We start from the raw sequence: 24846 nt of genomic DNA on the forward strand, positions 1-24846 counted from the left end.
TGCCCGAGCGGCCCCGTCGATCTCTGGAGAACGATCATGAGCGGAACCAGGCTCTTTTCACCCTTCGACATAGGGTCGCTTACGCTGCGAAACCGCATCGTCATCGCGCCAATGTGCCAATATTCGGCGACCGACGGGCAGATGAACGACTGGCATCTTATTCATCTCGGTAATCTGGCCCTGTCGGGAGCGGCGGTCCTCACCATCGAGGCGACCGCAGTCCTGCCGGAGGGCCGCATTTCCTATGGTGATGTCGGGCTTTATTCGGATGCCTGCGAGCGCGCCATGGGCCAGGTTCTGGACGGCGTGCGACGGTGGTCCGACATGCCGATCGCGATCCAGCTCGGCCATGCCGGACGCAAAGCTTCCAGCGAAGTCCCGTGGAAAGGCGGGGGCCAGATCAATCCGAAGGACGAGGGTGGGTGGAAGACCGTCGCGCCGAGCCCCGTCCCCTTCCGCGAGGACTATGACCATCCGGCAGCGCTCGATCGCAGTGACCTGGCGCAGATCCGTGCGGCCTTCGCCGATGCCGCCAGGCGCGCCGCGGCTCTAGGGTTGGACGCTGTCCAGATACACGGAGCGCACGGCTATCTCCTGCATCAGTTCCTGTCGCCGCTCTCCAATCAGCGTACGGATGATTATGGTGGGACGTTGGAAAACCGCATGCGTTTTCCTCTCGAAGTCTTCGAGGCCGTTCGCGAGGCATTTCCCGCGGACCGACCGGTAACGATGCGCGTCTCGGCGACCGACTGGGCGCACGATGGTTGGGATTTAGAGCAAACGGTCGCCTTTTGCCGGGCGCTTGAAGCCCGCGCCTGCTCGGCCATTCATGTCTCGTCGGGCGGCCTCGCATCCCACCAGAAAATCGCCACCGGCCCAAGCTATCAGGTCCCCTTTGCGCGCGCCGTCAAAGAAAACGTTGCGATGCCGGTCATCGCCGTCGGCCTCATCACCGAGTTCGAGCAGGCCGAAGCAATCCTGACGATGGGCGATGCCGACCTCGTCGCGATTGCCCGCGCCATCCTCTACGATCCCCGCTGGCCCTGGCATGCGGCGGCGCATTTCGGCGAGCGGGTGTGGGCGCCCGATCAGTATCTGCGATCGCAGCCCCGGCAGCTTCGTCATCTCTTCGACCTTTAGGCCGAGGTACGGACCGACGCGCGCCAGGTCGACGTCAGATCGCATCCTGACCTTTCTCCGATCACACCGGCGAAAGAAGACCGCCTCCTGCGGCAGGAGGCGGTCTTAGCGGGCCGGGGCGGCCCGGGGCTTCGGGGAGGGGATACCGAAGCCGAGACTGGAGGATACGGTCTGTCGCCGGGAAGCGAGGCGACGGTCGAAGCGTAGACCTGCGCCGCGTCCGACGTAACTACACTTGGGTATCGATACGCCTGGATAAGCAGGTCGTCTTCTCCGGCCGCAACTTCGACGGGCCAAGGAGGCGTCAACCCCGGCTCGCATGTGCGCCAGGTTTCGAGAAGCGAGCGTGTTGCCCAACCCGGAGCGTCTTTTGCCAATGGTTCCGCCCAAACAGCAATGGGTGCTTCAAGATCAGTGACACGGTATCGTCTAGATCTCATCTGGACGCGAGAGGCCGGCCAGCCATCGAGATCGAGCTACGAGGCCCATAGCTAAGTTTTTGCAACAGGCCGGCTGACGCCCGGCCGGAGAAGAGAGAGGCACTCCGTGAACCAGTCCGAGAACAACATCGTCATAGAGCGGCCAGAGTTGCATCGCTTTGAGCTTGTGGTCGACGGAGGCATCGCCGCCGTCTACTACCGCGTGGAGGAGGGGCGCCTGGTATTGATCCATACGGAAGTCCCCGAAGAGCTGTCCGGTCGCGGGATCGGGTCGCGGCTGGTGACCGGCGTTTTCGATCTCGTGCGGGCCAGCCACCGGAAGGTCGTCATCCGTTGCCCCTTTGTCGCCGCCTGGTATGCCCGTCATCTGGATTATGGCGACGTCGTCGACGGTTGACCGGCGCGACCGGGCCGGAGCCTGCCGTCAGACCTTCGCGTCACCGCGCGCCGCATCGACACTGACGGGTCCTCCGCCTGCGGCAGCGAGGTAGAGGAACACGAAACAGAAAATGATGGCGGCCGTACCGCCGTTTTGTGCGGGATAGAAACCCTGCGGGGCATGGCGGAGAAAATAGGCCGACGCCATGACGCCGGAGAGGACGAAGGCGGATAGCCGACTTTTGAAGCCGACCAGCAGTGCGAAGCCGAGGACGAGTTCGAACAGTCCGGCAATCCAGGGCAGGGAGCCAATGGGCGGTCCGCCATCGCTTGCCGGAAAACCGAGCACCTTCTGCGTTCCGTAGCTGAAGAGCACGAGGGCGGAGACGACCCGCAACAGGCTGAGCAGATAGGGGGCTAGCTGGTTGGACGAAGCGCGCATGAGTTTTCCTTTGCAGTCGACCGGGCAGGTCAGTGTGAACGTGATCCGGAGCACTCAAAAAATTGACCGGCCTCATGCGAGGCCGGTCGTATCGTTGTAGGGCGGGGGGAAATGCCCCCTTACTTCGCCGGGTTGGGTCCGATTGTCTTGCCGTGGGTGACGCGTTCGCCAGCCTTGTGGACCATGGTGTAGGCGTAATCGATGCCCATGCCATAGGCGCCGGAATGTTCCTTCACCACCGCGGTGACGGCATTGTAGGTTTCCTTGCGGGCCCAGTCGCGCTGCCATTCAAGCAGCACCTGCTGCCAGGTGACCGGGATGACGCCGGCCTGGACCATGCGGTCCATGGCGTACTTGTGGGCGTCGGCCGACGTGCCGCCGGAAGCGTCGGCGACCATGTAGATCTCGTAGTCCGGCATGTCATGAAGGGCCGAGAGCGCAAAGGTGGTGTTGCAGACTTCGGTCCAAAGCCCCGAGACGACGATCTTCTTGCGGCCGTTGGCGGCATTCCTGGCGAGCGCATCGCGCACGTTCTGGTCGTCCCATGAGTTCATCGAGGTGCGCTCGAGAATGTCGTTCTCCGGGAAGACGGCGAGCAGTTCGGGATAGGTGTGGCCGGAGAAGGATTCCGTCTCGACGGTGGTGATGGTCGTCGGAATGTTGAAGACCTTTGCGGCCTTGGCGAGGCCGACGACGTTGTTCTTGAGAGCCTGGCGATCGATCGACTGGACGCCGAAGGCCATCTGCGGCTGCTGGTCGATGAAGATCAGCTGGCTGTTCTGCGGGGTCAGGACTTCGAGTTTGGACATGGTCTCTCTCCTCTTTGAGCTGGTTGGGAAGGCGGGCGCTAGTGCCTGGTCTTCGCCGGTCTGTGGTGAACTTGTTTGGTGAGAACAGGTGTAGCGGAGTGGTTTGCGTCGCTGAATTGCAATAATAATTGCGAATGAATTGCTCGTGTTGCAATAATCGTGATCTCGTGAATCCGGCGCTGACGGTGATTGCCGGATCCCGCGCCGAAGGCTTTTCCGAGCTGCTGGTGAGCGACGAGAATCAATGGCTCGTCGGTCGTCGGAAGGCGAGGAATGGAGATCATTCTTGTGCTCCATGGAATGGCTGGCGGCCGAAAAGATAGTGGCCCGGCGTGTCCGCGGCTTGAATGTAAAGTCGGCTTTTTGTCGAAAGCGCTTAGAATGGTCGCCCGTGATCATCCACGGCGATCGGGCAGCGCTTGCGGCTGCACGTCGGCTCCCGGCTTCGTGGGAGAAGATCGAAGAAGCGTCGAACGTCAGCCAGGATTGCGCTGCTCGGCCGCTTGCACCGGCGTGAGCGGGGGCTGCTTTCGCCACCGCCCAAGACGGCCTTCCTCGTGGCCGGCGGCAAAAAGCTGTTGCATGTAGCTTCGATCAAATTCGGATTTCGGTTCCAGCGCGAACCGATCCGGGATCGATGCGTAATAGAGCTGACCGCGGGCAACCGTCGTCTGAAGCTGTAGACGCATCAGATCGGAAATCGCCTGATACTTGATCAGTGTATCGATCGAGCGGCGGGCGATTCCGAGCGCCGTCTCCTTGGTCGTGGCGTATTCGGGCGTCAATCGCCCGTTACGGATCAGATAGAGCGTTCGCGAGCGGGCATGACCAAAGTAGCGCTTCTCATATCCCGAGAGCTCAATATCGGGAGGAGCAAAGAAGATCTGCGCTACCGTTCCGCCGTCCACATGCAGTTCCTGTCTGGCTTGGCCATCCAGGCTCACATCGATCCGAACCGGCGGAAACACTGCAGGTATGGCCGCAGACGCGAGCAGGATGTCGATCATGTGGTCTCGACGATCGGTGCGCGCGCTAGCGGCGATCGCGGACAGGTCCCAGACAACGGGGCGCTGGGCGTCGATGTTGGTGGTCTGGATCAGCAGACGCCGGCCGATGCGGTACTCGTCCGCGATTTCCTCGACCATGTCCTCGGTGAGATAGCGGCCGATCAATTGCCGCAACGGCCCATTGTCGTAGAGGCCTCGGCCCATCACGCCAAGCAAGCCGAGGTTTCGATAGATATCGCGGTCGCCATACTGCGTAAAAACCTCACGCAGCTCCCTGTCATGACCCGGGCCAAGGAAGGCAAAGGGGGCGGCCAAGGCGCCCGTGCTGATGCCGGTCACGACCTCGAATTGCGGCCGGTTGCCCCTCTCGGTCCAGCCCGTCAGGTATCCGGCGGCAAAGGCACCGTCAGCACCTCCGCCCGAAATGGCGAGAAAATCGACATGGTCGACGGCGGCGGACGGGCGCCGCCTCGAGCGAACCGCGTCCCGCGTCTGCATATACTGCCGTGTAATGAGCGAGCGCAAAGTGGGGGTGACCTCGTCCCCCCAGAAACGGGCAAGGTCCACCTGCTCGATCTGCGCCACTGACGCCTGTTCTGCGGGAACGGAGACACGCTCGGGACCCGCGACACATGCCGTCAGCAGAGATGCAAACAGCAGCGCCATGATTTTGGACCGCAATTCCGGATAGCGCGCAAAAATGCTTGCTCGTAGCGACATCGCCCTCTGCTCCTCCATCACGATCTCCTGCCGATCCTCGATTTTTCAGTCGCGTTCGCCGCCCTCGCGCGGGCTTGCCGGATACAGTCGGCGGCGTATCGTTACAGCGACCGCCAGCAAAGTTGCGTTCACTTCCAGAGCGTGCGAGGCGAACACGGTGCTTGCGAGCACGAGCGCCGCCACCGCCAGGAGAAGCCAGTGCATCGAGCCGTGTTTGGACGCCCGGTCGCGAACGAGCCAAAGGGCGCTCAGGTAGACCGCGATCGGTATGCCGACGGCAAGCGCGGCAAGCTCTTGCGAAACGGTCGTATTCTCGGCGACGCTGAGAAAAACGGCAAAACCGGCGGCCGTCGCCGCTCCGGCGGCGAAAAGAAGACAGTGTCCGTAGGCCCAGGTCAGAACGGTGCGCGCTTTGCGGCTGAGCAGTTGTTCGTTGCGGTCAAAATAGAGTCCCCACAGCGAGAACGCGATGATGGCGCACAGGGTCGCCCACCAGAAGTGCCTGAGTTCCGGCGTCGCCGGATCCGAGATGATCAGGGCGATGGCGGCAAAACACTCGCCAAGGACAATGATGTTGAATGAGTTGTAGCGATCGATGATGTGTCCGTGATGCCAGTTGATGGCGGCCCCGCGCTCGGCCAGCAACGGCACAGCCAGCTCGCCGGCGGCGCCGAGCGCAAAGAGTGGAAAGTAGAGCGGCGCTTCAGGCGAAACGGTGATGATCAGGGTGTTCCAGTAGACCTGCATGGCGCCGATGCCGGCCGCGTAGCGCAGGGCTGCCGGACGGGCATGCCGATCCCCGTTGGCCGCGCCGAGCCAGAGGACGATCATGCCCAGCCGCATGATGCTGAAACCGATGAGGACGAGCCAATGGGGTTGATCGCCAAGGCCGCTTCGGATCCCACCGGCAAGGGTAAGCGATCCGAACATGATGACCATCGTCAACACCCGGAAGGCAGCCGACTTGTTGTCATAGCCCGAGGCGAACCATGTGTAGTTCGCCCAGGCCAGCCAGGCCATGAAGAAGCTGCACGCAAACCGGACGATGCCGGGCGCCAGTTCGCCGGCTTCAATGTCCTTTGTCAGGCCGTGGGCGGCGGCGGCCACCGCGACGACGGTGGCAAGATCGAACATCAGTTCGAGCGAGGTCGAACTGCGGTTGGCCTCGTCGCGATCGCGCGGGGCGAGGCTGAAGACGGCGATCGCGGACAAGGTGGGTTCCCTCACGAGATTACGCTTGGAGGCGGCAAAACGGGGGCGGCCATCGTTCAGCTCGGTTTCTTCGTGCTTTGCGGTGAATAGAAGAGGCCGACCAGCAGCAGCAGGAGAGCAGGCAGGAGCATTCCCGCAACGCCTACCGTGACTTGCGCAAGCGCGCCAGCGGCACACCCGAGCACAAAGCCGAGCACCAGGATAATCGACGTCAGCGACTGGCCCCACTCTTCCGGCTTTTCGGCATAGCCGACGACGCGGCGGGCCGCCGCGACCGCAAGGCCGGCGATGTTACCGGTCATCAGCGAAAACGGTGGGCCGAGCCTTGGGTCGAGCCGCTCGATTGCCGTCAGCATTCCCATCGCCGTGACGGCCAGAAGCGCGCAGGCGGATACCGGCCCGGCATCGAAGATCGCAAGAAGGGCGGAGGTCGCGAAGGCGACTGCGGCAACAATGAGCGTCCAGAATGTTGCACGCTCGAGAGGCTTGATCCAGGCGACCATGATTGCGGCCAATCCTGCGCCCACCATGAACAGAGGAAACGACATGATCTGAAGACCGCGCAAACCACCTTTCTCGTGGCCGACGAGACCCAGCCCGAGAAGCACCACATTGCCGGTGACCAGCCCAACGAAAAGACCGCCCAAGTGAATGAAGAAGAGCGCGTCGGCGAACCCGGAAATGAACGCCAGCGCCAGCGAATTGCTTTTGCCGCGAAGTATCGTCAGCATCCTGTGCCGCTCCCCTGTTGATTTGGGTAACCTTGTCGATTTCAGTGAAACCGTCGACGCCAGGTGTTGCCTGGCCTTTGTTCCCTGGCCTTGCGTGAAGCGGGCGACGATTGCGCCTCAAACCTCGGCAGGACGGTGTGTGTCCTCCGGCGCGTCTGGCCGACTAACCGGAGGACACAACGATGCTTACTTCGCCGGGTTGGGTCCGATTGTCTTGCCGTGGGTGACGCGTTCGCCAGCCTTGTGGACCATGGTGTAGGCGTAATCGATGCCCATGCCATAGGCGCCGGAATGTTCCTTCACCACCGCGGTGACGGCATTGTAGGTTTCCTTGCGGGCCCAGTCGCGCTGCCATTCAAGCAGCACCTGCTGCCAGGTGACCGGGATGACGCCGGCCTGGACCATGCGGTCCATGGCGTATTTGTGGGCGTCGGCCGACGTGCCGCCGGAGGCATCGGCGACCATGTAGATTTCGTAGTCCGGCACGTCATGAAGGGCCGAGAGCGCAAAGGTGGTGTTGCAGACTTCGGTCCACAGGCCCGAGACGACGATCTTCTTGCGGCCGTTGGCGGCATTCCTGGCGAGCGCATCGCGCACGTTCTGGTCGTCCCATGAGTTCATCGAGGTGCGCTCGAGAATGTCGTTTTCCGGAAAGACGGCGAGCAGTTCGGGATAGGTGTGGCCGGAGAAGGATTCCGTCTCGACGGTGGTGATGGTCGTCGGAATGTTGAAGACCTTTGCGGCCTTGGCGAGGCCGACGACGTTGTTCTTGAGAGCCTGGCGATCGATCGACTGGACGCCGAAGGCCATCTGCGGCTGCTGGTCGATGAAGATCAGCTGGCTGTTCTGCGGGGTCAGGACTTCGAGTTTGGACATGGTCTCTCTCCTCTTTGAGCTGGTTGGGAAGGCGGGCGCTAGTGCCTGGTCTTCGCCGGTCTGTGGTGAACTTGTTTGGTGAGAACAGGTGTAGCGGAGTGGTTTGCGTCGCTGAATTGCAATAATAATTGCGAATGAATTGCTCGTGTTGCAATAATCGGCAGAGGTTCCACTCCAAGGTCCGTCATGGCAAGAGCTCCGGGCAAAGCATCGGAACGGGCCGACCGTGCGGAAACCTGCAGCGCCGGGCGTTCAGATGAGGGCGACGTTGCCCGAGCGCCTTGTTTCAAGAACATCCGCTGAATGCGGATGCTCTGGTTTCCTCAGCGGGGCTGCGGCCATCTGAGGTTGCTGAACGCCATCCGAGAAACGCCCTTGTAATAGGCGCCTGCCTTCGGCGGCGGCTGGTTCACAACCACCTTTGCCCCGGAGGAGCGGACTTTGGCTTTTGACGGGGCACGGTCATCGCCGAAGGCGGCCGACGAGGCAATCAGGATCGAGACCGCCGCTATGGCGGCTGTGCCGGCTACGTTTTTCATTCCTCGTTCCTCCGGGAGAGTTGCCATTGAAGGTGCCGCTGACCTCACACTGCCCAGCAGGAGCAGCCGAGAGCGCCGAAGAAGCCCTTGAGATCGGCGATCGGCAGTTTCGACGTCCAGGCGCCGGCGTGGTCGTGGCCGTGTACGCCGCAATTGCTGGCGCAGCCGCAGGAGGTGATCGCGGTGCGCCGGAGCGAGTTCTTGCCGGCACCCTCCGGTTCGCCCCAGGCGGCATAGCCGCCGAAGGTCCGGACCGGCGACCAGTCGGGCATTGCCGGCGGCACCTTGTTCTCGTCATGGGAGGCGAAGTCGCCGGCGGCATAGACGATCTTGCCTCCGACCATGGTCAGCTCCGATGTCAGGAACGAGATCTCATCCTCGGCGCAGGAGAAGAAGTCCTTGTTCGGCACGATCAGGTCGGCAAACTGTCCCTTCTCGATCCGCCCCTTCTTGCCCTCCTCGTTGGAGAACCACTGCACCTTCTCTGTCCACATCCGAAGCGCCGTCTCGCGGTCGAGGCAATTGGCGCGCGGATAGAGCTGCAGTCCTCCGACGGTCTTGCCGGTCACCATCCACGACAACGAGACCCAAGGGTTGTAGGAGGCGACGCGGGTGGCATCGGTGCCGGCCGACACGTTGACGCCCTTCTCCAGCATGCGCCTGATCGGCGGTGTGGCTTCCGCCACCCCGTGGCCGTAGCGCTCGACGAAATATTCGCCCTGGTAGGCCATGCGGTGCTGGGTGGCGATGCCGCCGCCAAGGGCAGCGATCCGGTCGATCGACCGGTCGGAGATCGTCTCGGCGTGGTCGAAGAACCAGTTCAAGCCTTCGAGCGGGATATCCCTGTTGACCTTTTCGAACACGTCGAGCGCGCGGCTGATGGTTTCGTCATAGGTGGCGTGCAGCCGCCAGGGCCAGCGGTTCTCGGCCAGCACCCGAACGACCTCTTCGAGCTCGCCCTCCATCTCCGGCGCCATCTCAGGGCGCGGCTGGCGGAAGTCCTCGAAGTCGGCGGCGGAAAACACCAGCATCTCGCCGGCACCGTTGTGGCGGAAGTAGTCGTTGCCCTGCTTGTATTTGACCGACGAGGTCCACTTCAAAAAGTCGTCCTTCTCTTCCTTCGGCTTCTGGGTGAAGAGGTTGTAGGCGAGCCGCACCGTCATCTGGCCTTCGTCGGCGAGCTTCTGGATGACGGCATAGTCGTCGGGATAGTTCTGGAAGCCGCCGCCGGCGTCGATGACGCTGGTGACGCCCAGCCGGTTGAGCTCACGCATGAAGTGACGGGTCGAGTTGACCTGGTAGTCGAAGGGCAGCTTCGGCCCCTTGGCGAGCGTCGAATAGAGGATGCCGGCATTGGGCTTGGCAAGCAGCAGACCCGTCGGGTTGCCGTTGGCGTCACGGGTGATCTCGCCGCCCGGCGGGTTGGGCGTGTCCCTGCCATAACCGACGGCGCGCAGCGCTGCGGCATTGAGTAGGGCGCGATCATAGAGATGCAGCAGGAACACCGGCGTATCCGGCGCCACCGCATTGATCTCGTCGATCGTCGGCAGGCGTTTTTCCGCGAATTGGTGTTCGGTGAACCCGCCGACGACGCGCACCCATTGCGGCGCCGGCGTGATCGCCACCTGGCGCTTCAGCATCTCCATCGCATCGGCGAGCGAGCGCACGCCGTCCCAGCGCAGTTCCATGTTGAAGTTCAGTCCACCGCGAACCACGTGGGTGTGGTTGTCGTTGAGCCCCGGCAGCACGCGTTTGCCCTTGAGGTCGATGACTTTTGTGCCGGAGCCGGCCAGCGCCATGATCGTCCTGTCGTCGCCGACGGCCAGAATCAGGCCGTCCTTGACGGCAATGGCGGTCGCAGCCGGATTGGCGCGGTCAAGCGTCGTCACAAGGCCGTTGGTGAGGATCAGGTCGGGCGTCATCGTGGGGTCTCCGGTCTGTTGGGCGTGGGCCGCGGTTGCTCTGCCCAAGGTTAAGGCGGCGGCGGTTGCGCCGAGAAAATTGCGCCGTGTGGGCATTATGCAGGTTTCCTATCTTTGAAACTGTTGCCGGGCGCCCGGCGCCAGCGCTTGATGTGTCGCGGGGGCCAGGGGTGGATGGCAGGATCAATCTGCCGCCACGCGGCAGATGACGGTGCCATTGTTGGGAAAGAGGCGCAGAAGAAGGGGGTGCCAATTGCCCTTGAGGTCACCGGCTTGGCGAACGGATTGTCGGCGCCAGCATGGGTGAGACGAGAAGGCTGGAGGATGGTGGCGTGGTTGCCAGGATCATCGGCTTCTCCCTGATCAGTTGCCGGTTGCGGGACTGTTTCCCGAATATTGCGTCCATTCCGCTGCCGTTTCTTGTCGGGAATGTCTGCTTTTTGAAAATTCTCACCTCTATGCAGCGAAAATCGGCTCTGGGACGTCCGCTGTTTTTCGCTGATCTTGCCGCCCGTTGCGCCGCCAATGGGTCGGCGTGGCGCCGACCACGCGTGATGGCTTTGGTCAAAACCCGCTGTTACCGCCTTCGACGGACTCAGGTGCGCCTGTCACGCCGGAAGCGAGCGGGCGTGGTGCCCGCGATCAGCGAAAAGCTTCTGGTCAGATGGCTCTGATCGGCAAAGCCGCAGCGAATGGCGATCTCGGCGATGGGTACATCTTGGAGCAACAATTCCTTGGCGCGGGCTATGCGGTACTCCGTGAGCCAACGCACCGGTGTCTGGCCGAAGCTCGCCTTGAAGGCCTGGATGAAATAGCTTCGAGAGAGTTCGCAACTTTTCGCGAGATCCATCATCGATAGGTGCCCGTCGAGCCGCGCGGCCAAGTACTCCAACGCACGCTTTTCCTGCCAGGGAGCCAGCGTTCCCTTGCGATCGCCCGGAATATACAAGCCGCCGTATTTCTGCGCGAGATGCGTCATGATCGCGAGCGCCACCTGATCGATGAAGAGCCGGCTGGCCTGCTTCGGTCGCTCCAGCGCCGGCAGCAGCGCGTGCGCCAGGCCGAGGATTACGGGGTCGATCGTACCGGGCGGACATTCCAGCCCCATCAGGTCGGGCCGCCCGATTTCAGCGGCGAAGTCGCGCACATGCTGAAAGGGTATCCGGAAGCGTACATTGTCGAAGGCCGATAGATGATGGCAACGCCATTCCTCGCGCAGGTCGGTGATGGCAAGTGCCCCCTCCCGGTGGCCGCCTTCGAAGATCAGCGACTTGCCACGCCAAAGTCGATGTAGCCGAAAATCGCGCAATTGCGTGATGATGCCGAAGGCGTCCTCGCGCGCGTTCGCCGGGCTTGGCGCCAGGTCTTCCCGATCGGACTTCAACCGCATAATGGAGATCGGGGACGCATCGACGAACGATCGGCGTATGGCGTCCGGCTCCTGGCTTTTTTCTTGGGCGGACTGCCTGTACATCGCGCACTCCCAACTCACGGGCGAATGAAAGACTGCCCAACATTCTTCGTTGAAGCAATTGGACTAATGGAGGCCCCGTCGCCGCCAAGCTGAGGGCATGACGCCTGTTTCCCCGACAAAGACCTTCTCAAGGTGTGCGAGGCTGTCAAAACCGCAGACGCGTGCAATGTCCTCCAGCGAGAGAGCATGGTTGGCGAGATGTGACTTCGCGCTTTCGATTTGTGCGGCAATTGGCTGAAGCGTGGCTTTGGATCCTTCCCGCATCAAGCCTCCTTGCGCCGGTCGATCGCGTCCCCCGAACGGCTCGCCATACCGGTGCAGGAGGTGGGCGCAGATGGCGACCGCCACAGGGCGCAGCGGTGCGGGGGCTGTTCCGGTACCGGAAAAGAACGCAAGGAGCGCCGTACCGAGATTGCAAAGCACCGGATCCGCTTCGCCGCGACGGCATATCAGTCTGCGTGGTCCGGTTTCCGGCGACAATTCCGCGGTCTCGCTGAACAGGGTCCTCGGCAACACGAAGGCCAGCGAGCGCAGCCGACGGTGGAGACGGATGGTCGCCCCATCCGCGAGATCGACGAGACAGATCGTACCGCGTGCGAAATGGCGACGCTCGGTGCAGGAACCATCCGCTCGGATGTCGGCATGTTCGGCGTCCTCAAGATAGAGCATGAGGAAATAGCATTCGGAGGCGGGGAGCCGGACATCGTTTTCGCCGTCGGCCCTCAGTTCCCGGCAAATGCTGGTCACGGAAAAGGTCGCGGCGCGAATTGGAACGGTGGTCAGGCAGGGGGCCTCCGGCGTCCCGAAGCAGACGCCAACGCATGCCATGTCTTTGCTAACTAGGTTCAACGCGCATTCCTTGGCGACATCTCTGGAACGATCTTGCCGAAGGTTCGGCGTCCAGACTGTATTTCAGGCCGTGTCGACGTGCAACGCGACGGCGCACCGACCTCGCCGCTCCGCGAAAAGGCGGCCTCAAAGGCGGCGAACGCTTTCAATTCGGGATTCGAACATTGCGCTTTCGCTGCGGCATGGCCACGACCTGGGCAGATCGTGAGCCCTCTTCCTTCGCATCAGCGGGGTTCCCGCCGAAATTTTCTCCGGCCGCCGTGTCATCCATTCGCTCGGCCTCTGACCAGGTCCATGACGGCGTGAAAGCCCTGCGCAGTTCTGGACGCAGCCCGTCACCACGCTGAGCGGCAATGGAATGCAACCGTTGCAGCAATGTCATCATGGCTTGTCTATCCGTCGCGACTTACGGCTCCAGCGTCAGACCGCATTGATGTTCTTCAGCGCCGTCAGATAACCCCAGATGTGACGGCGTGGCGGACCGCCGTTCGAATCATCGAGGGGGTGGGGCTCAGGAAAGAGTTCTCGCTCTCGCAATAACTCGGAGATCCGCTCCGAACTGAGCGCGCATTCGAGGCTTGGGCCCGGCTCTATGCGCTCTATCCCTGCTGGTAGCTGCAATGGCCGGCTCTCGGCTGCCGCCAAACGCGCTCCTCGATCGGGAGCTGCCGGATTACCTCGATCCGACACCCAAAGGACACCGGCGCTGCGAAGCCGCAGCGCCGGCGTCGCATGTTCATCGCGCGTCGTGGAAAATGATGCCGAGGGTGTGGCGCATGCCCGACCGGACGCGGCTGACACCATGACGCAGGTTGACGCGGTACGTTCCCTTCGTTCCCTGGACCGGACGGTTGTGGACGGCGAAGGCGACGGCGTCGCCCTGCCTGAGCGGCACGACCTCGACGCGGCTCTGCATGCGCGGACGCTGTTCGGTCAGTGCAAATTCGCCGCCTGTGAAGTCACGGCCCGGCTCGGAGAGCAGGATCGCCACCTGGATCGGAAATGCGATATCGCCGTAAAGATCCTGGTGAAGGCAGTTGAAGTCGCCCGGTACATACTGCAGCAGCAGCGGCGTCGGCCGGGTCTGGCCGGCCTCGTGGCATTGCTCCAGGAACGCGGCATGCTCGCCGGGAAACCGCTCGCCAAGTCCCATCCGCTCGTTCCAGGCGTTGGCGACGTGAGCAAGGCGCGGGTAGAGCGCGGTACGGATTCCGTCGATGAGATCGGGCAGCGGATACTTGAAATAGCGATATTCGCCTTTTCCGAAGCCGTGCCTCGCCATGATGATGTGGCTGCGGAAATGGGTCTCGTCGGCATAGAGCGACGCGATACTGCTGCATTCTGCGGGCGTGAGAAGTTCAGGAAGGACAGCGCAGCCGAAGCCGTCGAGCTCACCGGCGAGCGCCTTCCAGTCGTAGGTGGCTATTCGGGCCTCCGCGGACGCATCCGCAGGGGCCATGTTGTTCGCAATCTTGTTCATACCGTGGCTTCCTTCTAGAACCCACTTGCGCTCCGATCGTGCGCGAAGCCCGGTCTGATGCAAGCAAGCGCGAGGCACTACCTTCTCGCTGCCTGAAGCTACGCAAGCGCGCAGGGTGAAGAACTCCGTTTCTTATCCTCTAATCGACTTGTCCGGTTGGCCGAGGGGCGCACGCACATCGCAGCACGGGAAAAAAAGGGCGCGGGGTCCAGAGGCGTAGCGCTCCATCAGTCGTCGTCATGGCTGGAAAGAAATGCAACGGATTCATCATAGCGACAGAGCAAGTTCATGCGGAGGCCTTGCGTTCGTCGGCGACCGCGCGGCGCCGCCGTTTGCAGATGGTAGAATGTGATTGCCGTAAAGCAGCATCGGCGGCGCAATCGAGCTTTCCGGCAGGCCGGGGAACATGGCGGTCACGGCCATTGCCGCCCACTGAGCGCGGTCGAAGATCAGCCTCATCGTCGTCCTGTCCCGCCTCGGAGCGATTGGTTCCCGCCCGTGGCGTCATGCGGTCTGTGGAGCCTCCCGATCGAGCAGCGCGCGCTTGCGGTCGACGCCCCAGGCATAGCCGGACAGCGCGCCGTCGTTGCGCACGACCCGGTGGCAGGGAATGGCGACCGCGATATTATTTGCAGTGCATGCTCCGGCGACTGCCCGCGTGGCGCTCGGTGCGCCGATACGTCGAGCGATCTCCGAATAGGACACGCACTCGCCGACGGGGATCTCCTGCAAGACCTGCCATACCCGCCGCTGGAACGCCGTGCCACGGACGTTGAGTGGCAGGTCGAGGCCGATGCCGGGGTTTTCGACGAAGCCACAAACGCGCGCGATCAGAGCCTCGTATTCGCGGTCCATGCCGATCAGTCGCGCTTTCGGAAAACGATCCTGGAGATCGCGCACAAGTTCGTCCGGATCGTCTCCGAGCAGGATTGAGGCCGCGCCTTTCGTGCTCGAGGCCACGAGGATCGCGCCGAGCGTGGTCTGGCCGACCGCAAACTTGATCTCCTCGTTGGCGCCACCTGCACGGTATTGCGTCGGTGTCATGCCGAGCATGCCGGTCGATTTCTCATAGAAGCGGCCGCTGGAATTGAAGCCGGCGTCGTAGATCGCCTCCGTGACGCTCGTGCCGGTTTCCAGGCCCTCTCGCACCTTCTTGGCGCGATGGCCGGCGGCATAGGCCTTCGGGGTCAGCCCGATCGATGTCTTGAACACACGGTGGAAGTAGCTTGGACTGCGGCCGACAGTCGCCGCCAGCTCTTCCAGTGACGGCTCCTCTTCGCTCTCCTCGATGAGGCGGCAGGCCTTGGCGATCAGCGCGGCATTTTCGCATTCGAGCGAAGGGCCGTCCGGATTGCAGCGTCGGCACGGGCGAAAACCAGTTGCCCGTGCGCTTTCGAGCGTAGCGTGCAAGGCGACGTTCTTCGGGTTCGCCGTGCGGGAAGGGCACGAGGGCCGGCAATAGATGCCGGTTGTCGAGACGGAGTACCAAAACTGACCGTCGGCAGACTTGGCGCGGGTAACGATTAGCGGCCAGCGAGGATCGTCTGCCACGGATGGATGCGCGGTGTGAAGGGTGGGTGCGGGCCGAATGTTCATGTCCATGGTCTTCCACTCGAATTTGTCGTTGATCGATCGTGCCTCCGATCAGGTGCTGGTCACACTCCGATCCTTGCTCTCGAATTGAACAAGTTCCCACCCGGATCTTGCGCAGGCCATCGATGGTCGTGCGGGTTTCCGACGCTCCCTCGTGCTGATTGTGACCGCCAGCAACGGGGCAGCACTTGTTGCCTATGAACGCGGCGGGTATCGCGTTCTCGACCACCGTCTGCTTGCGGTGATGGGTGATCCGCCACCCGAATAATGCCGCAAGCATGCATGGTTAGGCCAATTCTCCTCAATCCAATTCCGTTTGAAGCCCATCGCTATTCAATCGATGCGCCCTGGCACAGAGGACCGCCGACGGCGCCGTAACCGCCTGCGACGCGCAAGCGGATCAACGAGCCGGCCCGCGCAACAGGGAGATCGTATTGAGCGCCGCAACGATGGCCAGCGGCAATTGGGCAAGTCCCGTCAGTTCGAAGATCACGTCGTCCGGAAGCCGGTAGATGGGCGCTGGAAACAACAGGCGCGTCGTATCTTCTCCGAAGCCGAAATAGAGAACGTTCTTCAGCACATGGTTCCAGCCGCCCTCCCAGATGCCGATCATCGCGACGGGGAAGGCGAGGATGATAATGGCCGCCAGCCAGGATGCTGCCCGTCCAAGCGCTGTTGTCGCCTTCGACCAGCCGACGATCAGCGCGCCGATGATCAGGATCGCTGCCGGCACGGCCAGATGGACGATGTGGAGACGCCATGGCGTCTCATAGATGTAGGCGCCGTAGGCGTGGTGCACGCTTGTCAAGGCAAGTAAGAGAAGCGCCGATGCCCCGGCTCGTCGAAAGGGAGACACAGGGACGCGCGTTGCAGAAAGTTCAGCCATGACTGTTCCTCGATGTTGACCGACGAACGATCGGCTAACACGATCCGGAACATGGTGTTCGGAAAGTTGTCGAACACAGGGGCGCCCGTTGTGCAGAACCGGACCGGATTGCGCGCATGTCCGGAAAAAGGACGACAGGTATGATCCGGCAGGTGTCGCACGCACGGCGCTCTTCATCTTGAGGCGCCGCAAGCGCTACGGTCTCGCGAGGATCGGCGGGGCAAATCGGCATCGCTTATGCCTCTGGCGTGCCGGATGGGCCTGCCCGAGACAAAAGAACGGTTCTATCAACGGTTTGCTAGAACCGTCTCGTAAAGCTTGCGCGGAAGGTTCTTCCCGGCGACGGGACGAGGCCTGTCGACAGCGGATCCAGATAGTATTTGTCGCCAAGATTTTCGACGCTGAAGTCGAGAGAGGAGTGCTCATCGACCTTGTAGCTGCCGAACAGGTCGACGATCTGATCGGCGTGATAGGCCGGCGCTTTCGTGTGGGAACCGGTGTAGTGCGCGTATCCGCCGACCCGCTCCCCGAAGAAATAGGCGCGTGCGCCGAGCGTCAGCTTCTGATCGAGCAGGCGGGTTCCCACCGTGAGGCTGCCGGAGTATTTCGGCGGCACATTCATCATTCCGTAGTCGAACGGCAGCTTTTCAAGGCCGCAGCCGGCTGGAATGACGAGTGTGATCAGATTGGCTTCCTTGTCGCGGCAGAACTTCACGTCGGAATAATAGGTTACCGCCGCTTCGAGGAAGAAGACTTCCGCGTCATAGGATGCAGAGAGTTCATATCCCCGGAACGTGGCGTCGGCGATATTGTCCCAACGATAGAGCCAAAATCCTTCGGGCGTGACGTAACGCTCCCGCCCGATGAAATTGTCGTAGCTGCTGTCGAAATACGCGGCCTTGAGTTTCAACGAGTCGCCGGCACGGAAGACATCGTCGTGCTTGACGTTGAGGCCGAACTCCATGTTCGCCGACGTTTCAGGCTTCAGGTAGGGGTTCGGTGTGAAGCCGATCGAGACCGCGGTTTCGCGCAGGCTGAGCGGCCGCCATCCTTGAGAATAAGTGCCAAAGAACTGCAGGCCCTCGACAGGCTCCAGAGTTACCCCGACCGAGGGGTTCAATCGGCTGGCCGATGCGTAATCGAAGTCTTTCAGCGAATCCTGATCGCCTTGATTGTCAAAGTAATCCAAGCGCAGCCCGGCCATCAGCGAAAGCCAGTCGTTGACCTCGAGCTTCGATTGGTTGAAGGCACTGGCGAGAACCCGGGAGCCGTTGGGGTTGGCGCCGACATAGGCGCCGGTGATGCCGAACTCTCCATTTTCCTTGGCAGTTTCGTGGACGAACTCGACGCCGTTGGTCATCGTCAGCGTCCCGACGCCGGTCTCGAATTCCCAATCGGTGGCGATATCGCCGCCGAGCGTCCTTATGGAACTCTCTACCGATTTGAGGACGCGGCCGCCCGCAGTCGTGCCGCCACTGTAGTAATTGACGATGCCGCCCTTGGTTGCGACATCCGTCAGCCAGACGTTCGCCTTCAGGCCGATAAGGTTTTCGTGGGCGAACTGATACTCGTAGCTGGCTTTTGCCGTATGCGTCTGGGTCTTCGAAAGTTCGGTTTGCGCGAGGCGATAGTAGGACGTCGGACCGCTTATGTATGGCAGGAAGTTCTCGTCGATGTTTCCATACTTGTTGGCATAGTAGATGTAGCTCAGCGAGAGCGAGTGACCATCGCCCCATTGCATGCTGCCCTTGCCGAGGAAGGATTCCATGTCTTGGGAGGTATTGAAGACCTCCTTGCCTGGGCCGATGGGAGAAAGCGCCTTGCCCGCATAGGTCGATTGACCATTCGAACCGGCGAAATAGTTGCCGGACTTGCGCCGGGAAAAGCCGGCCAGCAGTTCGTATTCGTCACCGGCCACCGCGCCGACCATGCTTCCGGACCAGCTATCCCCGTTGAAGATGTCCGAACCCGCTTCACGAGGGCGCGTTATGGGATCGTAGCCGAAACTGAGCGCCGGTGATGGCGGGGCGATCGTGTTGCCTCCCACGCCTCCCTTGACCCGCAGCGCCCAGTCCTTGCCGGGCTCCAACAAATCTGTGCCCTCCAGCGTGCGCATGTTGATGACGCCGCCCATTGCGCCGACGCCACCGGCACCGGCGCCGGGGCCCTTGGCGATATCCACGCCGCCCAGGAAGTCCGGATCGATAAAGACCTCGTTCCGGCTGCCGCGATAGCCTCGGTAGGAATGACTGCTCTGGCGCGTCCCATCAACCATCAGATTGACGCGATTCTGGCCTTGAAGGCCGCGAACATTGACATCGACCGAGGCGCCGACGCGGTTCCCCGAGGCGATGACGCCGGGCGCGTTCTTGAAGATGTCTCCAGCGGACGTCGGCGGCACGCGGGCGATCTGATCGGCGCTGATATGGCTATTCGAGCCTGCCGTCTCGTAGGGGATGTCGGCGGGATTTCGGCTGTCCTTGGCGATGGCGATGATTGGACTGAGCGTCGTCGCACCACCCTCAGCCGAAGCGGCGTGACCGGCAATGCTGCGGTCAGTGATCGACACCGTGCGCGGGCCACTGAAATGGTATGTCAGCCCGGTTCCCGACAGAAGTGCGGCGACCGCCTGCTCCGCGCTCATTGTTCCGCGAACAGGTCGACCGGCCAGTGAAGCGTTGGGGGTTTCCGCGAAAGTGACGTCGATGCCGGTTTCCCGCACGATATCGTTGAGGGCCTGGCGGACGGGCTTTGGGGGAATATTGAACTCATATGTTTGAGAAGCAGCCTGGGCGACGGCGGGGGAAACGCTCAAACTCCCGTTTCCGGCCACTGCGAAAACCGTGGTCGCCAGCAGGGCGAACGCCCTACGCTTCATATGTCTGCCCGTCATCTTGACACTCATCCTTCAATGCTCAGGTGAAGGCATGGTCTTGCTGACGTCGTCTGCCTTCTCATAAGCTCAGTCGCCGGAGAAAGGCGCAGACCCTCACGAAAAAACATCTGATGCGCAAAGAACGTTTGATCCGGCGGGGCGTTAGGGTCCGACGAGGACCAACCGTTCGCCGACATGGGTGACACGCATGCCGACTGAGGCTTGCACCGCAGCGAGCGCAGCGTTCGGGTCGGCCAGGGAAACGTTGCCGCTGACGCGCCGCTCGCTGAGTTCCGATCCGAGCAAGACGATCCTGCCCTTGCGATAGCGTCCGATCTTGTCGAGGACGTTGTCCAGCCGTTCGTTGGTAAAGATGTAGCGCCCCTCGTGCCATGCCGTGCTCGCCTCGAGATCGACCTTGCGCGCAGTTCCCAGTCCCGTTCCGCCGTAGCTGACCTCTTCGCCAAGGTTGAGGCGAACCTCGTGTGGTTGTCCGTCCACCGACACCACGACGCTGCCGCTGGAAAGCGTCACCGCGACAGTCCCGTTTCTGTCGAGCGCAACGTCGAACTCGGTGCCGAGAACACGCGCCGTGCCGTCGCCGGCCTCGACGACGAATGGGACGGATGATGGCCGAACCTTCAGCGACACCGCGCCCCGAAGCACACGGATCCGACGTTCGGCACCGGAGATGATGCTGTCGATCGCCGTGTCGGCGTCCAAGAGCACCGACGAACCGTCGGAAAGAGTGATCGTCCGGCGCTCGCCTCTCGCGGCGACATAGTCGGCGGAAAAGTCCTGGACAAAGTTCGGATGGTCGAGCCAGAGCCATGCTCCCAGCACGGCGGCAAGGATCGAACTCACCACGGTTCCGGCCTCCACGCGGCGCCTTCGCCGCTGCCGTTCGATCCTCTGGAGTGGACCGGCAAGGTCGCCGCATTCCTGCTCGACAGGACGGCCGGCCGATCCGATCCGTACCCACAGGGATCCCACGTCTTCGAACGCCGCACGATGCGCCTGCGATGCGCTGAGCCAGCGTTCGAAATCTTGCGCATCCTCTTGCGTGGGTTTGCCGTTCATGCGCGTGAACCAGGCCACAGCCTCTTTTTCGATCTGCGACTTGTCTCGCGGCAAAAAAAGTCGACGGATCTGACATGGACGGTTTCTCGCGCTTCGCGTCAATCGCAGGAATTCGGTCGTGCCGAAGGCGCCCGATGCTCTTCTCGCGCGGATCTGCAGGCCATGATCGCCTTGGCTATTTCACGCTCCACAGTGCTGTAGGACACGCCAAGACCGTGCGCGATTTCATCATAGGTGCAGTGGTGAAACCTGTTGAGCATGAATACCTGGCGGGTTCGAAGCGGGAGGCTTGCCAGCGCAAACTCAAGGCGCCGAAGCTCTTCTCGCGCCGCCGCAATGTCGTCCGGCCCGACGACTGGCGGCGCATATTGCTCTTCGGTGATCCGGTCGAAAAAAGCCTTCCGTCTTGTCTCCGCTCGAAAATGACTGATGGCGACGTATCGCGTCGCCTTGGCCAGATAGGAGGGAGTAAGCGTGACATGCTCCCGGGCCTTTGCAAGAAGAGCGGCGAACACATCCTGCACGATGTCCGGGGCGGCGGTCGGGCCGATCCTTCGGGAAGCGATCCGCTGCAGGTGGCCGCGTTCGGCCACATAGAGCCTGGCCAATTCTTTTCTCTTCGCGTCCACCGTCGTACGCTTTCTGGGTTGTCGACGGACTACGCGTCAGTGTTTAAACATGATGATAATAATCATGTTTTCTATCAGGCGCGCGAAAGATTTGCAACGCAGCGTTCATGCCAATTCCAGGCATCGATCAATTTGTTTGGCTTCCTGCAATTCAGCTGCGTGATTTCGAACGGCACCCTGTTGGCAGGGGAGGCGCCGCGATTTTCAAATCGCCGGGCGCTACAAATCGAAGGATGCAAGAAGCGGACAAGGGCCGGACGTGCCGGTCGCGCATTCGGCGACCAGCCGCTTCAACGCTTCACGCGCGCGCTGGAGTTCAGCGATCTTGGCGTCCAGGGCATCGATGCGGCGCTTGGCAAGATGGCGCGCCCGCTCTCTGTCTCCCCCGGAATCCAGCTCGAGAAGTTCCTTGATTTCCTCAAGCGTGAAGCCGGCCGTCTGGGCCTGCCTTATGAAAAGCAGACGCCGTAGGTCCTCGTCGCCATAACGCCGGGCACCCTGCGATCCCCGTGGCGTGTCCAGCAATCCCCGCCGCTGATAATAGCGGATGGTTTCCACGCCGACGCCTCCGGCCGCTGCAAATTTTCCGATCGTCGTTTCCATGGCTTGACTCCGTACCATGGTACGGAACGTATTGTCCTGCCAACGGTTTCGCAAGAGTGAAGGGAGACGTGAAATGTTGGACAGGACGAACCAGGGACACCCGCCCAAGAAGGCCGTTCTCTATCGAATGGTGACGGCGGAGCACACCTGCCCGTACGGATTGAAGGCGAAGGACTTGCTCAAGCGGTCGGGCTATGACGTGGACGATCGCCATTTGACCACGCGCGAAGTGACTGACGCCTTCAAGGCGCAACATGGCGTGGCGACGACGCCGCAGGTGTTCATGGGAGACGACAGGGTCGGGGGGATACGACGACCTTCGAAGGTTCCTTGGCAAGCGCGTCGCGGACCCAAAGGCAACGAGCTATCGCCCGGTGATCGTCTTGTTCACGATGACCGCGCTTATGGCGATGGCCGCGAGTTTCGCGATCGACGGCAATCCGTTTTCGCAGCGGGCGGCGGAATGGTTCATTGCCTTTTCCATGGTCGTGCTTGGTTTGCTGAAGCTTCAGAACGTCGAGAGCTTTTCGACGATGTTCCTGAACTACGACCTGCTGGCGAAGCGCTGGGTGCCGTACGGCTACATCTATCCCTATGCTGAAGCATTGGCCGGGGTGCTGATGATCGCGGGCGCGCTGAACTGGTTGTCGGTTCCTGTTGCCCTCTTCATAGGCACCGTGGGAGCCATATCGGTCTTCAAGGCGGTTTACGTCGACAAGCGAGAGTTGAAGTGCGCGTGCGTCGGCGGATCGAGCAACGTCCCGCTCGGCTTTATCTCCCTTACGGAAAACCTGATGATGATCGCCATGGCCGTCTGGATGGCCGCCGCCTCGTTCGGCATCGCCGGGCACGCCATGTAGTCGCGCTTGCTGCCGATCGGGTGCTCCTCGTCCACATGGGAAGAGGTGGGCTCGATCGGTAATCGCCTTCCGTCGTTCCGATCGCACAGGGATCGGAAACGGAATCAGGACGGCCGATCGCGCAATCGCGATCCCGTTACGCCAACCGGGCTCGGGTGCCTCGCAAACTTGGCGTCGTCAGGGCCTTGTCGCGCGAATGGCGTAGCGGTGCTGGTTCTGCCGTGCCAGGCCCTTGAAGACATTCCAGTTCCTGGCCTGGGTGCGATGGATCTCGCGAAGGTCCCTGTCGATGACGAGGTCGGCGAAGCCGGCTTCGCGCAAGAGTTCGACCACGGCCTCGGCGCGGGCGCCTCCGGAGAAATGCACGCGGGAGAGAATGCTGCGATGCGTCGCCATCATCTGCGGTGAACCGGTTGGCGTTTCCGCCTTGAACAGGCCGACACGCTGCCCCCAGGCGCTGAGTTTGGAGAACAATCGCTCCACTGCGGTCGTGTTCACGAAATCGCCGTCGACGATCAGCAATGTTCCGCCCGGCTTCAACACGCGCGACCATTCGGCGAAGGCCGCGCCCGGATCGACGAGCGTCCAGACGAGATGCCTATTGACGATCACATCGTAGTGGCCGTCGGGCTCCATCGTGTTTTCGGCGTCGCCGAGCGCGAAACGGATCGGGCGCCCGCGCTTGCGGGCCTTCTCGCGGGCGCGTTCGAGCATCGGCTCAGCCCAGTCAAGCCCTTGCACCTTGAAGCCGAGGTCATCGAGCAGATGCGAGATGACGCCGGTGCCGCTGGCAAGATCGAGTGCAGAGCGACCGTCGCCTGGGCCGAGATGCTTGAGAAACAGCCCATGCCAGGCGGCACGCTCCTCGTCGGAGAAGATCTCGTGCCCCGGTGATAGATCGAAAGTTGCAGCGCGTTCCGACCAGTAGGCCTTTATTTCATCCCGCAGGTTGTAGTTTTGTCGATCCGCTACGTCGCTCATGTCGGTACCGCTTGCTCTGTTTGGAGGCGTTCTAAAAGATAATTGTTGACTAATAAAGTCATGAAACATTAGATCGCGCCAATTTTCCAGCGGAGCAAAAAACAATGCGGTTTTTCAACAGGGTGGCTGCGGCCGCCACGGGCTTTTGCGTACTTTTTTCCACCGCCGCCTTCGCTGATGTCGTCAAGGTGAAGGACGTCACCGGCCGTGATGTCGAGGTCAATGTGCCGGTCGAGCATGTGATTCTCGGGGAAGGCCGTCAGATCTATTTCCTCGGTGCGCTCGACCGCGACGAGCCGTTCAAGCGCGTCGTCGGCTGGCGCGACGACCTTTCCAAGGCCGACCCGGAAAGCTACGCTGCCTATCTGGCGAAATACCCTGATATCGCCAAGCTGCCGACCTTCGGCGGCATGAAGGACGGTACCTTCGACATCGAGCAGGCGGTGGCCTTGAAGCCCGACGTGGTGTTGATGAACGTCGACGCAAAGACGGCGACGGAAGAAGCCGGCTACATCGAGAAGCTCGCAAAGGTCGGCATTCCGCTCGTCTATGTCGACTTCCGCGAAAAGCCGATGGAAAACACCGAACCAAGCATGCGGGTGATGGGCAAGCTGCTCGGCAAGGAAGAAAAGGCCGAGCAATTCATCAAGTTCCGCGCCGAGAGCATCGCCAAGGTGACCGACGTTCTCGCCAAGGCCAACCCGAAAAAGCCGCTCGTCTTCGTCGAGCGCGCTGGCGGCTATTCCGACGACTGCTGCATGTCCTTCGGCAACGAGAATTTCGGCAAGATGGTCGAGTTCGCCGGCGGCGTGAACATGGCAAAGGACATCATCCCCGGCACCTTCGGTACGGTCAATCCGGAACAGATCATCGCCTCCAACCCCGACCAGATCATCATCACCGGCGGCAACTGGCAGGGTTACGTACCTGGCGGCAACTGGGTGGGCGTCGGCTATGGTGCCGACGAGAAGGAAGCGGCGCGCAAGCTCGAAAACCTGACCGAGCGCCCGGCCTTCACCGGCGTCAAGGCGGTCAAGGACGGTCAGGTTCATGCGATCTGGCATCAGTTCTACAACAACCCCTACCAGTTCGTCGCCATCCAGCAGATCGCCAAGTGGCTGCATCCGGATCTCTTCGCCGACCTCGATCCGGAAGCGACGTTCAAGGAATTGCATGAGCGGTTCCTGCCGCTTCCCTACAAGAGCGGCTACTTCGTCTCGCTGACAACCGGCAAGTAAGCGTACCGGCAGCCGGAGGAGGGGGGTCTCCGGCGTCGCGATCGAAAGGAATTGAGAATGTCGATCTTCAGAAAAATCGCCG

At 61.7% G+C, this 24846-nt stretch carries 24 protein-coding genes and 1 pseudogene; 4 read left to right on the forward strand and 21 right to left on the reverse strand.

Annotated elements, in window-relative coordinates:
• Window positions 1-36: 36 nt before the first annotated feature.
• Both XB14_RS27720 and XB14_RS27725 read left to right on the forward strand, forming a co-directional pair.
• Complete coding sequence (locus tag XB14_RS27720; RefSeq protein WP_077966628.1) at window positions 37-1140, forward strand: NADH:flavin oxidoreductase/NADH oxidase; 1104 nt, start codon at window positions 37-39, stop codon at window positions 1138-1140.
• Window positions 1141-1686: 546 nt separating this feature from the next.
• Window positions 1687-1977 (forward strand): GNAT family N-acetyltransferase, encoded by a 291-nt coding sequence (locus XB14_RS27725; protein WP_143348565.1) that lies wholly within the window; start codon window positions 1687-1689, stop codon window positions 1975-1977.
• A 27-nt stretch (window positions 1978-2004) separates the two neighbouring features.
• On the opposite strand, the gene XB14_RS27730 is transcribed toward XB14_RS27725, so the two are convergent.
• From XB14_RS27730 to XB14_RS27815, 20 genes are all read right to left on the reverse strand, one after another.
• Window positions 2005-2400 (reverse strand): DoxX family protein, encoded by a 396-nt coding sequence (locus tag XB14_RS27730; RefSeq protein ID WP_077966640.1) that lies wholly within the window; start codon window positions 2398-2400, stop codon window positions 2005-2007.
• A 119-nt stretch (window positions 2401-2519) separates the two neighbouring features.
• Complete coding sequence (locus XB14_RS27735) at window positions 2520-3209, reverse strand: hydrolase (protein WP_077966642.1); 690 nt, start codon at window positions 3207-3209, stop codon at window positions 2520-2522.
• Between the two features lie 38 nt (window positions 3210-3247).
• Complete coding sequence (locus XB14_RS32915) at window positions 3248-3493, reverse strand: hypothetical protein (RefSeq protein WP_143348566.1); 246 nt, start codon at window positions 3491-3493, stop codon at window positions 3248-3250.
• A gap of 192 nt (window positions 3494-3685) precedes the next feature.
• Window positions 3686-4954 (reverse strand): patatin-like phospholipase family protein, encoded by a 1269-nt coding sequence (locus XB14_RS27740; RefSeq protein WP_077966644.1) that lies wholly within the window; start codon window positions 4952-4954, stop codon window positions 3686-3688.
• A 27-nt stretch (window positions 4955-4981) separates the two neighbouring features.
• Window positions 4982-6148, reverse strand: coding sequence for a low temperature requirement protein A (locus tag XB14_RS27745; RefSeq protein WP_077966646.1), 1167 nt, complete (start codon window positions 6146-6148; stop codon window positions 4982-4984).
• Between the two features lie 56 nt (window positions 6149-6204).
• Complete coding sequence (locus tag XB14_RS27750; protein WP_077966654.1) at window positions 6205-6879, reverse strand: DUF1275 family protein; 675 nt, start codon at window positions 6877-6879, stop codon at window positions 6205-6207.
• A gap of 186 nt (window positions 6880-7065) precedes the next feature.
• Window positions 7066-7755 carry a hydrolase gene (locus XB14_RS27755; RefSeq protein ID WP_077966656.1) on the reverse strand — a complete coding sequence of 230 codons (690 nt, stop codon included), beginning with the start codon at window positions 7753-7755 and terminating at the stop codon, window positions 7066-7068.
• A 323-nt stretch (window positions 7756-8078) separates the two neighbouring features.
• Complete coding sequence (locus tag XB14_RS27760) at window positions 8079-8294, reverse strand: hypothetical protein (protein ID WP_077966658.1); 216 nt, start codon at window positions 8292-8294, stop codon at window positions 8079-8081.
• Window positions 8295-8338: 44 nt separating this feature from the next.
• Window positions 8339-10312 (reverse strand): amidohydrolase, encoded by a 1974-nt coding sequence (locus XB14_RS27765; RefSeq protein ID WP_143348567.1) that lies wholly within the window; start codon window positions 10310-10312, stop codon window positions 8339-8341.
• A gap of 499 nt (window positions 10313-10811) precedes the next feature.
• Complete coding sequence (locus XB14_RS27770) at window positions 10812-11690, reverse strand: helix-turn-helix domain-containing protein (RefSeq protein WP_143348568.1); 879 nt, start codon at window positions 11688-11690, stop codon at window positions 10812-10814.
• A gap of 63 nt (window positions 11691-11753) precedes the next feature.
• On the reverse strand, window positions 11754-12359 hold the full coding sequence (locus XB14_RS27775; RefSeq protein WP_143348569.1) for a helix-turn-helix domain-containing protein: 606 nt from the start codon (window positions 12357-12359) through the stop codon (window positions 11754-11756).
• Between the two features lie 325 nt (window positions 12360-12684).
• Entirely contained in the window at window positions 12685-12924 is a 240-nt protein-coding gene (locus XB14_RS32920; protein ID WP_143348570.1) for a hypothetical protein, read from the reverse strand.
• A gap of 351 nt (window positions 12925-13275) precedes the next feature.
• Window positions 13276-14019, reverse strand: a complete 744-nt coding sequence (locus XB14_RS27780; protein WP_077966670.1) for a 2OG-Fe(II) oxygenase — start codon at window positions 14017-14019, stop codon at window positions 13276-13278.
• Window positions 14020-14286: 267 nt separating this feature from the next.
• A complete protein-coding gene (locus tag XB14_RS27785; protein ID WP_077966672.1) occupies window positions 14287-14478 on the reverse strand; it encodes a hypothetical protein in 192 nt (63 codons plus the stop codon).
• A gap of 45 nt (window positions 14479-14523) precedes the next feature.
• Window positions 14524-15615, reverse strand: a complete 1092-nt coding sequence (ada, locus tag XB14_RS27790; protein WP_077967784.1) for a bifunctional DNA-binding transcriptional regulator/O6-methylguanine-DNA methyltransferase Ada — start codon at window positions 15613-15615, stop codon at window positions 14524-14526.
• 397 nt (window positions 15616-16012) lie between these two features.
• Entirely contained in the window at window positions 16013-16498 is a 486-nt protein-coding gene (locus tag XB14_RS27795) for a hypothetical protein (protein WP_143348572.1), read from the reverse strand.
• Between the two features lie 298 nt (window positions 16499-16796).
• Window positions 16797-19313: a TonB-dependent receptor gene (locus XB14_RS27800; protein ID WP_210190051.1), complete on the reverse strand. Its 2517-nt coding sequence runs from the start codon at window positions 19311-19313 to the stop codon at window positions 16797-16799.
• Between the two features lie 222 nt (window positions 19314-19535).
• Entirely contained in the window at window positions 19536-20471 is a 936-nt protein-coding gene (locus tag XB14_RS27805) for a FecR family protein (RefSeq protein WP_268802319.1), read from the reverse strand.
• An 80-nt stretch (window positions 20472-20551) separates the two neighbouring features.
• Window positions 20552-21082: an RNA polymerase sigma factor gene (locus XB14_RS27810; protein WP_077966677.1), complete on the reverse strand. Its 531-nt coding sequence runs from the start codon at window positions 21080-21082 to the stop codon at window positions 20552-20554.
• A gap of 219 nt (window positions 21083-21301) precedes the next feature.
• Entirely contained in the window at window positions 21302-21703 is a 402-nt protein-coding gene (locus tag XB14_RS27815; protein ID WP_077966678.1) for a MerR family transcriptional regulator, read from the reverse strand.
• Window positions 21704-21758: 55 nt separating this feature from the next.
• Here XB14_RS27815 and XB14_RS27820 point away from each other — a divergent pair.
• Window positions 21759-22545: pseudogene (locus XB14_RS27820) on the forward strand (MauE/DoxX family redox-associated membrane protein).
• 177 nt (window positions 22546-22722) lie between these two features.
• Here XB14_RS27820 and XB14_RS27825 read toward each other — a convergent pair.
• Window positions 22723-23526: a class I SAM-dependent methyltransferase gene (locus tag XB14_RS27825; RefSeq protein WP_077966683.1), complete on the reverse strand. Its 804-nt coding sequence runs from the start codon at window positions 23524-23526 to the stop codon at window positions 22723-22725.
• A gap of 104 nt (window positions 23527-23630) precedes the next feature.
• Between XB14_RS27825 and XB14_RS27830 the strand changes: the two genes are divergently transcribed.
• A complete protein-coding gene (locus tag XB14_RS27830) occupies window positions 23631-24764 on the forward strand; it encodes an ABC transporter substrate-binding protein (RefSeq protein ID WP_077966692.1) in 1134 nt (377 codons plus the stop codon).
• Window positions 24765-24846: the final 82 nt, after the last annotated feature.

This window comes from Ensifer adhaerens (assembly GCF_002007205.1).
Taxonomy (GTDB): Bacteria; Pseudomonadota; Alphaproteobacteria; order Rhizobiales; family Rhizobiaceae; genus Ensifer; species Ensifer adhaerens_D.

Coding starts and splice junctions, on each gene's coding strand:
- XB14_RS27720 (WP_077966628.1), top strand. CDS start 37: ATGAGCGGAACCAGGCTCTTTTCACCCTTCGACATAGGGTCGCTTACG.
- XB14_RS27730 (WP_077966640.1), bottom strand. CDS start 2,400: ATGCGCGCTTCGTCCAACCAGCTAGCCCCCTATCTGCTCAGCCTGTTG.
- XB14_RS27735 (WP_077966642.1), bottom strand. CDS start 3,209: ATGTCCAAACTCGAAGTCCTGACCCCGCAGAACAGCCAGCTGATCTTC.
- XB14_RS32915 (WP_143348566.1), bottom strand. CDS start 3,493: ATGATCTCCATTCCTCGCCTTCCGACGACCGACGAGCCATTGATTCTC.
- XB14_RS27740 (WP_077966644.1), bottom strand. CDS start 4,954: ATGGAGGAGCAGAGGGCGATGTCGCTACGAGCAAGCATTTTTGCGCGC.
- XB14_RS27750 (WP_077966654.1), bottom strand. CDS start 6,879: ATGCTGACGATACTTCGCGGCAAAAGCAATTCGCTGGCGCTGGCGTTC.
- XB14_RS27755 (WP_077966656.1), bottom strand. CDS start 7,755: ATGTCCAAACTCGAAGTCCTGACCCCGCAGAACAGCCAGCTGATCTTC.
- XB14_RS27760 (WP_077966658.1), bottom strand. CDS start 8,294: ATGAAAAACGTAGCCGGCACAGCCGCCATAGCGGCGGTCTCGATCCTG.
- XB14_RS27765 (WP_143348567.1), bottom strand. CDS start 10,312: ATGCCCACACGGCGCAATTTTCTCGGCGCAACCGCCGCCGCCTTAACC.
- XB14_RS27770 (WP_143348568.1), bottom strand. CDS start 11,690: ATGTACAGGCAGTCCGCCCAAGAAAAAAGCCAGGAGCCGGACGCCATA.
- XB14_RS27775 (WP_143348569.1), bottom strand. CDS start 12,359: ATGCTCTATCTTGAGGACGCCGAACATGCCGACATCCGAGCGGATGGT.
- XB14_RS32920 (WP_143348570.1), bottom strand. CDS start 12,924: ATGATGACATTGCTGCAACGGTTGCATTCCATTGCCGCTCAGCGTGGT.
- XB14_RS27780 (WP_077966670.1), bottom strand. CDS start 14,019: ATGAACAAGATTGCGAACAACATGGCCCCTGCGGATGCGTCCGCGGAG.
- XB14_RS27785 (WP_077966672.1), bottom strand. CDS start 14,478: ATGAGGCTGATCTTCGACCGCGCTCAGTGGGCGGCAATGGCCGTGACC.
- ada (WP_077967784.1), bottom strand. CDS start 15,615: ATGAACATTCGGCCCGCACCCACCCTTCACACCGCGCATCCATCCGTG.
- XB14_RS27795 (WP_143348572.1), bottom strand. CDS start 16,498: ATGGCTGAACTTTCTGCAACGCGCGTCCCTGTGTCTCCCTTTCGACGA.
- XB14_RS27815 (WP_077966678.1), bottom strand. CDS start 21,703: ATGGTACGGAGTCAAGCCATGGAAACGACGATCGGAAAATTTGCAGCG.
- XB14_RS27825 (WP_077966683.1), bottom strand. CDS start 23,526: ATGAGCGACGTAGCGGATCGACAAAACTACAACCTGCGGGATGAAATA.
- XB14_RS27830 (WP_077966692.1), top strand. CDS start 23,631: ATGCGGTTTTTCAACAGGGTGGCTGCGGCCGCCACGGGCTTTTGCGTA.